We start from the raw sequence: 14,079 nt of genomic DNA, 5'->3' as shown, positions 1-14,079 counted from the left end.
CTAATCTAATTCTGTTGTTATTCATTAGCAGGTTTTCCAATGGTCGCTAAAATTCCACCATCAACGTAAATAATTTGTCCGTTGATGAATCGGCTTGCGTCCGAAGCAAGGAAAATAGCTGTTCCGGCAAGGTCTTCAGGATTCCCCCATCTTCCTTCCGGAGTTCTGCTGATGATAAAATCATTGAAAGGATGCCCATCCACTCGGATCGGTTCAGTTTGAGAAGTCGCAAAATATCCGGGTCCGATTCCGTTCACCTGAATATTGTGTTTTGCCCATTCTGTCGCCAGATTTTTGGTAAGCATTTTCAGGCCGCCTTTTGCAGAAGCATAAGCAACTACATTGTCACGACCAAGCTCACTCATCATTGAGCAGATGTTGATGATCTTCCCGGATTTTCTTTTGATCATATGTTTGCCAACTAATTTCGACATAATGAAAGGTCCCGTAAGATCCACATCTATCACTTTTCTAAAGTCTTCAACCTCCATTTCAATCGCCGGAATACGTTTGATGATTCCTGCGTTGTTGACGAGGATATCTATTTTTCCATGAGTAGCCTCCATTAAAGCTACTTTCTGAGCAGCTTCCAATTCGTCTGTCACGTCAAAAAGATAACCTGTCGCTTTATAGCCTTTATCGTGATAATAGTTTAAAGCTTCCTCTAATTTTGATGGTGTCGTACTGGTGATCGCCAGTTCAGCACCTGCAGCGGCAAGACCTTCTGCCATTGCCATTCCTAATCCGTGAGTACCGCCCGTAACGACCGCTACTTTGCCGGATAAATCAAATAAATTCATTGGAAAAATTACTTTAGTTCGTTAGTTTTGATCCCGTCCATATCACCGTAGTCCATATTTTCCCCGGCCATACCCCAGATAAAAGTATAATTGGAAGTTCCTACTCCTGAGTGGATAGACCATTCCGGAGATAATACAGCTTCACGGTTTTTCATAAAAATATGACGCGTTTCCTGAGGCTGCCCTAAGAAATGACTGATTGCCTGTCCTTCTTCCAAATCAAAATAGAAATAGGCTTCCATTCTTCTGGTGTGGGTATGTGAAGGCATTGTATTCCAGACACTTCCGGGATGAAGCTCTGTCATTCCCATTTGAAGCTGGCAAGTTTCAAGTACAGAATTGACAATCAGTTTGTTGATTGTACGCTTGTTGGCATATTTTTCTTCGCCCAATTCTACAATTTCGGCTTCGTTTTTCGTGATCTTTTTTGTCGGATAAGTATGATGTGCCGGAGCTGAATTGATATAAAAATAAGGTTGTGCATTACCCGATTTTTCAAAAATTACTTCTTTTGCCCCTTTACCAATATATAAAGCTTCTTTATTGGCAAGCTCATATACTTCTCCGTCTACCGTTACTTTTCCGACACTGCCTACGTTGATGATTCCCAATTCTCTCCTGTCAAGGAAGTTTTCGGCTTTCAAATCGTCTGTCGGTTCCAGTTTTAGGGCTTTTGCTGAAGGCATAATACCTCCTACAATCAGCCTGTCATACATTGTATAGACTAATTTTATCTTATCTTCATTAAATAAATCATTGATTAGAAACTCCCTTCTAAGATCTTCCGTAGTATACTTTTTGGCATCTTCAGGATGGTGGGCGTAACGAAATTCTGATTGTGTCATACTGCTTGATTTTTATTCTTTTCTTTTTGCGGTTTTATCAAACCTGTTAAATATTGCGTAATCGATTGCATAAAATTACACTAAAATTTTGTAGAAATACTTGTTGCTAAATATATAATTATTCTTTAATTAGTTAATAAAAAATTAATTTAAATTTATAAATAACTGATTTACAGACTAATATTTTTAAAATAATGTGGGAAAGCAAGAAGATTTTAAAGAAATTATATAGATAATATTAACCCAAATTAATATTCAAATCCTGTTTAAATATTAAATCATACCAAAATAAAATAATAAAACAGAGATACTGATTTGATAACAATATATTAAAACTAATATACATATTTCACACAATAAGAGCAATTAGTATCAAGTATAAAAACTAATTAAAATATTAATCTGAAAAGATGACAAAAGTCAGGAAAAACATAAAAAAATTAATATTGACTGTCATTTTTGGGAAATTTTCAAGGATAAAAACAGCCAGATTTTAAGCAAATTTTAAGTTTTAAATTAATAAAGAATAAAGAAAATTTGATTTTTTTCCCTTCATATTTAAGCTAATTTCAAGTTAATAAATTATTAATTTTCAACATTTTACATAATTACAAATATCAATTACTCTGTAAATTTGATCCTCATTCAACAATCGAATTAATGAAAAAATAATATTTTTTTCTTTGCGTATTGAAAAATAATATTAGTTTAGAAGCCAAGATATTTATTATGAAAATTTACGCAATCGATTGCACTTTAAAATGTGTAAATCTTTCAGAAAAATATTTGCCACTAAAATCAGTAGAATACTTACAAATCCACACAAAACAAAAACGATTGAAAAAACTTTCAACCAAAAATTAAAACTATAAGGATACAAAATGGATAAAAAAGTACAATCAATAAAATGGTTATATCTAACTTTCTTTTTATTTCCTGTCCTGACAATGGCTCAAGAAAAGGAGACGAAAAAGGATAAAGAAACCAATATCGATGAAGTGGTTTTGGTAGGCTATTCCAAGGTTTCCAAAAAAGATGTCACCAATGCCGTTGGCTCAGTAAAGGCTGACGAAGTAAAAGATATGCCCGTAAACAGCGCTGCAGAGGCCATCCAAGGCAGAGTTGCCGGGGTACAGATTATGGCAAGCGAAGGGTCTCCCGGCGCTGACGTGGAAATTAAGGTAAGAGGAGGTACATCGATTACACAGAGCAATGCCCCACTCTATATCGTAGACGGAATCCAGATGGATAATGCACTTACTGTTATTTCTCCCAAAGAAATTGAATCAATTGAAGTTCTGAAAGACGCCGCTTCTACTTCCATCTACGGATCGAGAGGTGCCAACGGAGTTGTTTTGATCACAACAAAAGGAGGTCGTAAAAAAGCTGCAATGACCATCAATTACAACGGTTATACAGGTGTTCGTAAAATTATGAATACTATTCCGGTGCTTGATCCTTACCAATTTGTAATGTATCAATATGAGCTTTACAATAAAGGAGGAGATTTGGCTGACCAGACAACATTCAGCACGAGATATGGTACGTTTGATGAATTGGCTACAAAATATGGAAATATTAAGAAAAGAGATTGGCAGGATGAGCTTTTTGGAAAAGAAGCATTCAACTTTACACATAACTTAAGCTTAATGGGAGGTTCAGACAAGTCTGCATTCTCATTGACTTTAAACCATGTGGAAGAAGATGGAATTATGCTCAATTCAGGTTTCAGAAGAAGTATGGCCAACTTTAAATATGATTTTGACATTTCTAAAAAATTAAAAGCCGGATTCAATGCAAGATACAGCCGCCAATTGATTTCCGGAGCGGGAACTTCCGCGTCAGGTTCTCAGGGGACAAACCGACTGAGAAATGCGGTAAGATATCAACCCTTTGAAGGGGGAAGCAATGTACCGATTGATGACTTTGACCCTAATTATTCAACGTTAACCAATCTTGTTAACCCACTTATTTTAAATGATAACGAGGTAAAAGAAAACAGAACCAACGATTTATTATTAAACGGATATTTGAATTATAATATTACAAAAGACTTAACTTTCAGAAGTGTAGTCGGTTATGTTCAAAGGGATAATGCTGTAAATCAGTTTTGGGGAACCGTAACGAGTGACGCGAGGGCCAACAACAATCAGCCGATTGTACAGCTTACAAGGTCTCAGACCAGAAGAATTACCAATACCAATACTTTAAACTATACAAAGAAATTCGGGAACCATAAACTTGATTTATTGATTGGTGAAGAAACTGTACAGACAGACGGAGAAACTTCAAATATCTACACAAAATGGCTGCCCGTTTCTATCAGTCCAAATGAAGCTTTTGCCAATATTCAGTCTGCAATTCCGCCATCAGGGATGATTCAGGATGCGCCCAGAACGGCGGCATTACCACCAGAAAGGCTGTTTTCATTATTTGGCAGAGCCAATTATATTTATGCCAACAAATACATTTTAACAGCTTCCATAAGAGCGGATGCTTCAAGTATTTTCAGACCTGGTAGTAACCAATGGGGAACTTTCCCGGCAGTTTCGGTAGCATGGAAAATAAAAGAAGAGAATTTCCTTAAAAATAAAGAATGGCTGGATGAATTGAAATTACGTTTCGGATACGGCCTTGCAGGAAACAACAGAATTCCGGCTTTTCTCTATGATACGTTTTTTACGACTTCTACAGACTACGGATATACCTTCGGAAGCGGTGTAACGCCGGGAGCCACTACAGGAAACACTTTGGCCAACAAAAATGTAACCTGGGAAGCTACAGTTTCTAAAAACCTAGGATTGGATTTCGGATTCTTCAACGGAAGATTATACGGAAGTTTGGATACGTACATCACTGACACAAAAGATCTTTTGATACTGGCAAAAATTCCTCAGACATCAGGATATGAATATCAGTATCAAAATTCAGGGAAAACACAGAACAAAGGAATCGAAGTTTCGCTGGGAGGTATTATCGTCAACAAAGAAAACTTCACATGGAAAACAGATTTCAACATATCAGCTAACAAAAATATCATCAAAAGCTTAGGAGCAGGTGTTTCCGGAGGCAACGATTATTACCTTGTAGCTTCGGGGTGGGTAAATAATCTATATGATTTCATCGCCAAAGTCGGCAATCCGGTAGGAACTTACTACGGATACGAAACGGAGGGAAGATATGAAATCGGCGATTTTGATTTTAACCCCACAACTCAGGCTTATACTTTAAAGGCTGGTGTTCCCAACGCAAGTGCTGTCGCGAATGGTTCAAAGCCAATCCAGCCGGGGGATCTTAAATTAAGAGATTTAAATGGCGACGGTCAGATCACCACAGCCGATCAAACCGAACTAGGGAGTGCTCAGCCGAAGTTCTACGGAGGATTTAACCAGACTTTCAGATACAGAAACTGGGATATGAGCTTATTTTTCAATTTCTCTATAGGCAATAAGGTTTATAATGCCAATAAAATCGAGTTTACCACTCAATATTTATACAGAGACAACAACATGGCTGCAGAAGTTGCAGACAGATGGAGATGGTTTAATGACCAAGGCGTAAAAGTAACAGATCCTGCCGCCCTTGCTGCATTGAACGCCAATACAACCATGTGGACGCCTCCGCAAGGAAACTACATTCTGCATTCATATGCAATCGAAGATGGTTCTTTCTTAAGATTAAATAATGTGACAATAGGTTACAGCCTTCCAAAAGATTCATTAGAAGTGCTTGGTATTAAGAATTTCAGGTTATATGCAACCGTAAATAACTTATTTACCATCACCGGTTACGACGGTTACGATCCGGAAGCAAGTACGAGAAGAAACCCTTTGACTCCGGGTGTTGATTATGCTGCATACCCTAGAAGCAGATTTATTTTAACAGGTATTGATATAACCTTTTAATTAAACTTAAACGTGAAAAAGACAATAATTATATTAAGCTGTATCCTTTCGCTTACCACCATAAATTCATGCAGCGATTATCTGGATCCTGAAAATTTTTCAAGTGTTGCGGAAGCACAGCAATTCGATAGTACTTCAGACACTTTCACCGCTTTGGTGGGTGTTTATAACCAGTTGGCAGGTGATGATGGGTATGGACAGAGATTAGCCTTAATTTATCCTCATTCCAGTGACGATTTCAGGACTTCAGGGGATTACAACTGTAATGACAGAAGAGGAATCTCAACTTTCGGGGCCTGCCCTACCAATACAGAATTAAACAAACCTTTCTTGAAACTATACTCAGGAATCGAAAGAGCGAATCTTTGCATTAAAAACATTCCGGTCTCCCCTGTTTACCAGACGGGTTCCGATGCTGACAAAAAAATGATGGATCGCTACCTTGGTGAAGCTTTAACATTAAGAGCTCAGTTTTACTATGAATTAATAAGAAACTGGGGTGATGTTCCTTTTCAGGACAAGCCATCCGTGGATTATGACAATCTTTATCTTCCAAAAACAGATAGAGATGTTATTTATGAAAAAATCATTGCAGATCTGGCCCAGGCTTCTGCTTTAGTTCCTTGGAGATCAGAAGGAAGCACTACAAATGCCAGAATTTCCAAAGGTTTTATTAAAGGTTTAAGAGCAAGAATAGCATTGGCAAGAGCGGGATATTCATTGAGAAGAAGTCCACAACAGATGGCACAGGGTTCAAATCCTCAAGCCTATTATCAGATTGCTTATGATGAATGTAAAGACATCATGAACCATGCGGGAGAACACAGCTTAAATCCAAGCTACGAAGCAGTTTTCAGAGCTTTGCATACCAATACACAGGATGCTACCAACGAAATTATTTTCTGTGTGGGAGCTTTCGGTGGTAATGCAAGAACAGACAGTAAGATCGGTTATTACAACGGCTTGAAGCACGACGATAATTCCAACTGGAAAGGAGGCGGCGGTATCAACGCACTTCCCGTTTATTTCTACGAGTTTACTAAATATGATTTAAGAAGAGATATGAACGTAGGAATTTTTAAAGTTAATAATTCCAATCAGGCGGAAATAGTGACTGCTATTTCTTTCACAGATTCAAAATACAGAAAATCATGGACGAACATTACGGGACCTTCTCAAAACCTTGCGGTTGACTGGCCTTTATTACGTTTTTCAGATGTTTTGCTAATGTTCGCAGAAGCAGATAACGAACTTCATAGTGCTCCTTCCCAGGAAGCCATTAATGCGGTAAAACTTGTGAGAAACAGGGCTTACGCCGGAAATCTGGGCCAGGTTGGAACAATTCCTACAGACAAAGTGGGATTCTTCAATTATATTGTTCAAGAAAGATTATTGGAGCTGGGTTCAGAAGGAATCAGGAAATATGATCTTATCCGTTGGAATCTACTAGATGCTAAAATTACGGAAACAAGACAGAAGCTGACAGCTTTTGCAAACGGAACCGGACCATACGCAAACGTACCGCTAAATCTTTATTATAAAAAATCGGTTTACGATCCTACAAAATCTGCACAGCAAAATGTTAACGATATCGACATTTTCTTCACCGGCGGCGACAAATCTCAGGTATTTTACATGCCTTCTCAGGATGCAACGCCGGCAGGTTATACCAAAATTGCGTGGAGGGCCGCTGTTTTGCCAACATACATCATTGATCCGGTAAAAGGTTTTGCACAATATTTCCAACCCAATAAAAAAGAATTGTTACCTATTTATAGTGACATTATTCAATCGAATTACAATCTTACACAAGATTACGGTTATTAGATAAAAAAGTTTCATATTCATATCAAAGAATACAGGCTTCTTCCCATAAAGAGAAGTCTGTATTTAACTCAAAATTTATTTAATGAAAACTTCTTTTTTAATTAAAAATTTTAAAACATTTTCAATATTTTCGATCATATTGGCATGTCTTTTTTCTTTTAAAACCAATGATAAAATTATCGTAGTTTCAAAAGACGGAAAAGGCAATTTTATTACGGTACAACAAGCCATCGATGCCGTTGAAAATGGTTCTGAGACAAGAACAAAAATTTTAATTAAAGCCGGAGTTTACAAAGAAAAAATTACCGTCCCCGAATCGAAAGGGACGATATTACTGGAAGGTGAAAATCCCGAAAATACCATCATCACTTACGATGATTTTGCTTCAAAAAAGAATCCGGAAGGAAAAGATATCGGAACAACAGGTTCTTCAACGATTTTTATTTATTCAAATAACTTTACAGCAAAAAACATTTCGTTTGAAAACAGCTCAGGAAGAGTTGGGCAAGCCGTTGCTGTTTTAACTTCAGGGGACAGAATTGCCTTTGAAAACTGCAGGTTTTTAGGAAATCAGGATACTTTATATTTAAAAGGAGTTCAGGATTTAACAGATAAGACAAAACCTTCAAGAAATTACTTTAAAAACTGCTACATCGAAGGGACAACCGACTATATTTTCGGAGCAGGAACCGCCGTTTTTGAAAACTGCACGATCTATTCTAAAGAAACAGCAAGCTACGTCACAGCCGCCTCCACTCCACAGGAAAGTGAGTTCGGATTTGTTTTTATTCAATCTAAAATCATCGGAAACGCGAAAGAACATTCAGTCTATCTAGGAAGACCTTGGAGACCTTTTGCCAAAACAGTTTACATCGATTGTGAAATGAATTCCACCATAAAACAGGAAGGATGGCATAATTGGAACAAACCCAATGCGGAAAAGACAACGTTCTATGCAGAATTTAATTCAAAAGGAACCGGCGCCAATGCTGGAAAAAGAGTTTCGTGGTCGCATCAATTAACAAAACAAGAAAGAAAAAAATATACAACTGACAATATTCTCAAAGGAAAAGACCTTTGGAACGTTAAAACAAGTTTAAAATAATTTCAACCCGAACATCAAAAACACCAAAGAATTTTCAATCATGAAAAAACACTTCACCAAAATAATGACGATAGGAATTGTATGCGGAAGTTTGACTTTTGTTGAAGCTCAAAACGTCCTAAGCTTCCCCGGTGCAGAAGGTTTCGGAAGATATACAACCGGCGGACGCAGCGGAAAAATTTATTTCGTGACCAAATTAAACGATGATGGTTCGGAAGGTACTTTAAGGCACGCTTTAGACCAAAAAGGTCCGAGGTATATTATTTTTAAAACAGGCGGAACGATTTACTTGGAATCACCGTTGAAGATAAAAGAAGGTGATGTCACCATTGCCGGACAGACAGCTCCCGGAGACGGAATTACCATTGCCAATTACGAAATTTTTGTTGCAGCAAATAACGTAATTATCCGCTACATGAGATTCAGGATGGGCGATCAGAAAAAATATCAGGGTGACGCTTTTGGCGCAAGATTCATCAAAAATCTGATGGTCGATCATTGCTCGATGAGCTGGTCTACGGACGAGACGGTTTCCATTTATGTCAACGAAAATACTACACTTCAATGGTGCGTGATTTCTGAAAGTTTGAGAAATTCTGTCCACGAAAAAGGTGCTCACGGATATGGCGGAATCGCAGGCGGAAAATTTGCTACTTTTCATCATAATCTATATGCCCATCACGATAGCAGAAATCCCAGATTAGGGGAATATGCGGGAAGTAAGTTTGCATTAACCGATCTTACCGATTTCAGGAATAATGTGATCTACAATTGGGGACACAATAATGTGTACGGAGGTGAAGGAATGAACGTGAATCTCGTTAATAATTATTACAAACCCGGCCCTGCAACCACGACAAAACAACGGATTGCAGCCATTGATAAAAACGGAAAACCAGAAGCTGAAGTGTATAACATCTGGGGAAAATATTACATCACCGGAAATGTTGTGGAGGGAAGTTCGGAAATCACAACGGATAACTGGACGATAGGCGTTTTTGATCAGATGAAAGCATATAATTTGACGGATAAAGATAAAAATTCCATTAAAATCAATCAGCCGCATGAGATTCAGGACAATGTGAAAACTCATTCTGCGAAAGAAGCGTATGAGAAAATTTTACAGATCGGAGGGGCAAGCCTGGTGAGAGATGCAATTGATCTGCACGTTTTAAAAGATGTGAAAAATGGAAGCTTCACCTACAAAGGTTCAAAAGGAAGTGCCAACGGAATCATTGATTCTCAAAATGATGTAGGTGGATTCCCCAATTTAAATCCAGGAAAACCTCTCCCCGATTCAGACAGCGACGGAATGCCTGATGAGTGGGAAATTAAAAATAAATTAAATCCTAAAGTTGCCAATTCCAACGGACGGGATTTAGATAAAAATTACGATAATATCGAAGTATATTTTAACGATCTGGTTAGAAAAATAACCGAAAGACAACACTAATAACCATGAAGACTTTTAGTTAAAAACCAGTTATCTAATAAAAAAATATTATGAAATTCAGTTTGTTTAGAATAATCATTGCAGGAGCATTTTTGAGTTCAACATTTTCTGTGGCTCAAACTTCTGTGATTGAAAAAATTAAGGAAAATCCAAAAGCTCCCTTTTCATATGCAGAGCTTTCCGTAAAAGAAGGCGGGAAATGGGAAGGCAATCAGTACATTGGAGGAACTTTTAAAAACATCAACCAGCTTGTGCTTCCTGCCGAACATACCGACCATTCTTATTATATCAGATATGAAGGTATCGGTCTGGAAAACAACCAGATCGGCTACAGACTATATTTAGACTGGAGGAATGCAACTGATATTTTCGGTAAAAAAGTAAACACCTTGGCCTTGCCTGCAGTCGGACAAGACGGTTTTGAATCCTATCATCACGATGCACCCTGGGGACAGGATATTTTGAAATCCGGCCGTACCATTGGCATCGGTTCTTACGGAAGATATGACGAGCAGAATGACTTTATTGAAACCTTTAAAGTTGTAAAAAATACAGCCGTAAAAGTAGTTAATGAAAAAGATCAATCTTATGCAGCCATCGATTATAAGGGCTGGAAAACCTGGGGTGATGCCATAGATTTACAGTCAAAACTGACAATTTTTAATAAAGATCGTTTTGTAAAAGTAGATTTAAACTTAAGCAACACTATTTCAGGGTTATGTACCGGAATTGTTGCCATTAAAAATATTCCGTTAAAACAAGGAATCAGTAAAAATAAAAAATGGGCTTATATTGCCACTTACGGCAATCAAACAGAGACAAAAAAAGACGATAATCTGGGAATGGCTGTCTTCTACCCTCTCGAGAGTTTTGATAAATATGTTAAGACAAAATCCACTCATACCGTTATTTTCAAGAAAGTGAAGAATGTTTCTTATTACTTTTTGGGAGCCTGGTCTCTGGAACCAAACGGCTTAGCAACAGAAGAAGCATTTTATCAGGATTTAGATAAGAAACTGGATATTTTAGATAAAACCAATCAACTTTAAAGTTTAAAATAATGAATTTCATTAACCATAATATAAGATTATTGGCATTTGTTGCTTTAGGTTCAGGAATATTTTTGGCTTGCGCCCAAACAAAATCTGTAACCGCTTCAAAATCTTCAACAGAAGCTTCAAAAGCAGGGAAAATAGTTCCTACAAACCTGAAATGGTCTGAAAGAATGTTGCTTTCCGAAATGCAGCGTTTTCCGGAATCCTGGATGCTTGATTTCAGTAAAAGCCCGAAATGGACCTATCCATCAGCGATTGTTCTGGATGCCGCTGAACAGCTCTACGCGAAAACCGGTAAAAAAGAATATTACAATTACATCAGCGAATTCGGAGAAAAACTGATCAAAGAAGACGGTACAATTCTTACCTACGATCTTGAAAAGTACAATATCGACATGTTGAACAGCGGAAATGTGCTTCTATATCTTTACGAGAAAGAGAAAAAAGAAAAATACCTGAAAGCCCTTCAAACCCTTCGTTCCCAAATTGACGGGCAGCCAAGAACCAAAGAAGGATCTTTCTGGCATAAAAAAATATATCCGTACCAGGTGTGGCTGGATGGTCTGTACATGGGAATGCCCTTCTACACGCACTACACGAAAGATTTTGTAAAGGGTGCAGAAGCAACCAAAGCATATGATGATATTGTTTTTCAGTTTGATTCGGTTCAAAAGAATCTTTTAGACAAAAAAACAGGATTGCTTTATCACGCATGGGATGAAAGCAAAGAACAAGCCTGGGCAAACAAAGAAACAGGACTTTCACCCAATTTCTGGGGAAGAGCGATGGGCTGGTACGGAATGGCAATGGTAGATGTCCTGGATTATTTACCTGAAGATCATCCCGGAAGAACAAGATTAATTTCTTATATAAAATCTTACACCGATGCCATTATCAAAGTTCAGGATAAAGACAGCGGACTTTGGTATCAGGTTTTGGATAAAGCAGGAGAAAAAGGAAATTATACGGAGGCTACGGCTTCAGCAATGTTTGTTTACACAATTATTAAATCGGTCAATAACGGTTATCTTCCAAAATCCTATAAAACTTATGCTAAAAAGGGGTACGATGGAATCATCAAAAATTTAATTACAGTTGATGAAAATGGAGTGGTAAATTTAAATAAATGTTGCGCAGTAGCCGGTTTAGGTGGAAAACCTTACAGAGACGGGTCGTATGAATACTATATCAATGAAGAAGTTCGTTCAAACGATGCAAAAGGGACAGGACCGTTCATCCTGGCTAGTTTAGAATTTGAAAAATAAAACTAAAACCTGCAACCCAATTCCTATTGCCTAAACAATGAATCTGATTTTATGAAGACAAAAAGCATTTTAAATATAGCAACAATCACAATACTTTCAGTTGCGTCAACCTATCTCAACGCACAGGAAAAAAACTATGTTTCCGAGGTCTGGACAGCTGATCAGGGCAAAAATTACAAAAACCCAATTTTGTATGCAGATTATTCCGATCCCGATGCGATTCGTGTTGGTGAAGATTATTACATGACGGCTTCAAGCTTTAATGAAGCTCCGGGATTGCCTATTCTTCATTCAAAAGATATGGTCAACTGGAAATTAGTGAATTATGCCATTCAGGATATTTTACCAGCCGGACATTTTTCCACGCCAAAAAGAGGGGACGGAGTTTGGGCGCCAAGCATCAGATTTCACAAAGGAGAATTTTACATTTATTGGGGTGATCCTGATTTCGGAATTTATATGGTGAAAACCAAAGATCCGTTGGGAGCCTGGGAAAACCCCGTTTTGGTGATGGAAGGGAAAGGCTTGATTGATTCCTGTCCGTTTTGGGATGAAGACGGAAATGCATATTTAGTTCACGGTTGGGCAGGAAGCCGCGCAGGTGTGAAAAGTTTACTTTCAATTAATAAAATGAATCCTGAAGGAACAAAAGTTTTGGATAAAGGTGTTCATGTTTTTGATGGTCACGATGCACATCCGACAGTTGAAGGCCCGAAAATGTATAAAAGAAATGGCTATTACTACATTTTTGCTCCCGCAGGCGGAGTGGCTACAGGCTGGCAATTGGTCTTGAGATCAAAAAATATTTACGGTCCTTACGAAGAAAAAGTTGTTCTGGAGCAAGGTTCCACAAAAATCAACGGGCCTCACCAGGGAGCCTGGGTTGATACGTCCTCGGGTGAAGATTGGTTTTACCACTTTCAGGACGTTGATGCAGGTGGAAGAATCGTTCATCTTCAACCCATGAAATGGGAAAAAGACTGGCCGGTTATTGGAACTGACCATAATAAAAACGGAATCGGGGAACCGGTTTTAACCTATAAAAAACCAAACGTCGGTCAATCCTACCCTGTCGTTACGCCTCCTGAAACAGATGAGTTTGATGGAGATAAATTAGGATTACAATGGCAATGGAGCGCAAATGAAAATATTGTTTGGTCATCCAAACTTCCCGGACAGAAATTTTTAAGATTATTTTCAATGAAGCTTCCTGAGGGCGAAAAAAACCTGTGGAACATCCCGAATTTGTTAACTCAAAAATTCCCGGCACCTAATTTTGCTGCTTCCACGAAAGTTAAATTAACTCCGGAAGATGCTAAAGAAGGAAAAGCTGCAGGACTCTTAGTGATGGGATTAGATCATGAATCAATCGTAATTACCAATAAACAGGACGGATTTTATTTACAGTTAAGAAGAGCCGAAAAGGCAGATAAAGGCAGTGAAGAAAAGGTTTTATTTGAAACAAAATTAAAAGGAAACGAGGCCTATTTAAAAGTAAATGTCAACGAACCTAACGGTTTGTGCCAGTTCAGTTACAGCGAAAATGGAAAAAATTTCACCAAAGTAGGTGACGTTTTTCAGGCAAAACCCGGAAAATGGATTGGTGCTAAAGTCGGTTTGTATAGCATAAGTACAGCAAAAGCTCCTCGCGGGGGATATGCGGATTTTGATTGGTTTAGAATTACTAAAAATTAATAGTTTTCTCCACAAATTTTCATAGATGTTGATGTAATATTTTTATTTATAGGTTTAAAAAATTTGCGCAATGATCCGTAAAAACCTGTATCATCTGTGGGAGAAAAAATAAACATAGATTTTGAAAAA

The 14,079-nt window shown here is 37.8% G+C and carries 9 protein-coding genes; 7 read left to right on the top strand and 2 right to left on the bottom strand.

The genetic code is table 11. From position 1 onward, the window contains the following. Positions 1–17: 17 nt before the first annotated feature. Entirely contained in the window at positions 18–800 is a 783-nt protein-coding gene (locus tag ACTJIV_RS11760) for a gluconate 5-dehydrogenase (RefSeq protein WP_111960251.1), read from the bottom strand. Positions 801–808: 8 nt separating this feature from the next. Beyond that, the gene (gene kduI, locus ACTJIV_RS11755) at positions 809–1,645 is read right to left on the bottom strand and encodes a 5-dehydro-4-deoxy-D-glucuronate isomerase (protein WP_440627641.1); all 837 of its coding nucleotides are present in this window, start codon (positions 1,643–1,645) and stop codon (positions 809–811) included. A 947-nt stretch (positions 1,646–2,592) separates the two neighbouring features. On the opposite strand from kduI, the gene ACTJIV_RS11750 reads away from it, so the two are divergent. The 7 genes from ACTJIV_RS11750 (at position 2,593) to ACTJIV_RS11720 (ending at position 13,950) form a co-directional block, all read left to right on the top strand. Next, positions 2,593–5,550: a SusC/RagA family TonB-linked outer membrane protein gene (locus ACTJIV_RS11750; RefSeq protein WP_336379241.1), complete on the top strand. Its 2,958-nt coding sequence runs from the start codon at positions 2,593–2,595 to the stop codon at positions 5,548–5,550. A 12-nt stretch (positions 5,551–5,562) separates the two neighbouring features. Then, complete coding sequence (locus ACTJIV_RS11745; protein WP_440627639.1) at positions 5,563–7,377, top strand: RagB/SusD family nutrient uptake outer membrane protein; 1,815 nt, start codon at positions 5,563–5,565, stop codon at positions 7,375–7,377. Positions 7,378–7,459: 82 nt separating this feature from the next. Then, positions 7,460–8,482 (top strand): pectinesterase family protein, encoded by a 1,023-nt coding sequence (locus tag ACTJIV_RS11740; protein WP_440627637.1) that lies wholly within the window; start codon positions 7,460–7,462, stop codon positions 8,480–8,482. 40 nt (positions 8,483–8,522) lie between these two features. After that, the gene (locus ACTJIV_RS11735; protein WP_440627635.1) at positions 8,523–9,935 is read left to right on the top strand and encodes a pectate lyase family protein; all 1,413 of its coding nucleotides are present in this window, start codon (positions 8,523–8,525) and stop codon (positions 9,933–9,935) included. Positions 9,936–9,985: 50 nt separating this feature from the next. Beyond that, positions 9,986–10,984, top strand: a complete 999-nt coding sequence (locus tag ACTJIV_RS11730; protein WP_440627633.1) for a DUF4861 family protein — start codon at positions 9,986–9,988, stop codon at positions 10,982–10,984. An 11-nt stretch (positions 10,985–10,995) separates the two neighbouring features. Further along, on the top strand, positions 10,996–12,255 hold the full coding sequence (locus tag ACTJIV_RS11725) for a glycoside hydrolase family 88/105 protein (protein ID WP_440627631.1): 1,260 nt from the start codon (positions 10,996–10,998) through the stop codon (positions 12,253–12,255). 51 nt (positions 12,256–12,306) lie between these two features. Further along, positions 12,307–13,950 (top strand): glycoside hydrolase family 43 protein, encoded by a 1,644-nt coding sequence (locus tag ACTJIV_RS11720; protein WP_440627629.1) that lies wholly within the window; start codon positions 12,307–12,309, stop codon positions 13,948–13,950. Positions 13,951–14,079: the final 129 nt, after the last annotated feature.

It is taken from the genome of Chryseobacterium sp. 22532 (genome assembly GCF_052044665.1).
Classification (GTDB): domain Bacteria; phylum Bacteroidota; class Bacteroidia; order Flavobacteriales; family Weeksellaceae; genus Chryseobacterium; species Chryseobacterium lathyri.
The sequence above is the reverse complement of the archived record's forward strand: the minus strand, read 5'-3'. Positions and strand labels throughout refer to the sequence as shown.

Bases quoted from the DNA above. Each gene is read 5' to 3' on its own strand.
- ACTJIV_RS11760 (WP_111960251.1), bottom strand. From the start codon at position 800: ATGAATTTATTTGATTTATCCGGCAAAGTAGCGGTCGTTACGGGCGGT.
- kduI (WP_440627641.1), bottom strand. From the start codon at position 1,645: ATGACACAATCAGAATTTCGTTACGCCCACCATCCTGAAGATGCCAAA.
- ACTJIV_RS11750 (WP_336379241.1), top strand. From the start codon at position 2,593: ATGGCTCAAGAAAAGGAGACGAAAAAGGATAAAGAAACCAATATCGAT.
- ACTJIV_RS11740 (WP_440627637.1), top strand. From the start codon at position 7,460: ATGAAAACTTCTTTTTTAATTAAAAATTTTAAAACATTTTCAATATTT.
- ACTJIV_RS11735 (WP_440627635.1), top strand. From the start codon at position 8,523: ATGAAAAAACACTTCACCAAAATAATGACGATAGGAATTGTATGCGGA.
- ACTJIV_RS11730 (WP_440627633.1), top strand. From the start codon at position 9,986: ATGAAATTCAGTTTGTTTAGAATAATCATTGCAGGAGCATTTTTGAGT.
- ACTJIV_RS11725 (WP_440627631.1), top strand. From the start codon at position 10,996: ATGAATTTCATTAACCATAATATAAGATTATTGGCATTTGTTGCTTTA.
- ACTJIV_RS11720 (WP_440627629.1), top strand. From the start codon at position 12,307: ATGAAGACAAAAAGCATTTTAAATATAGCAACAATCACAATACTTTCA.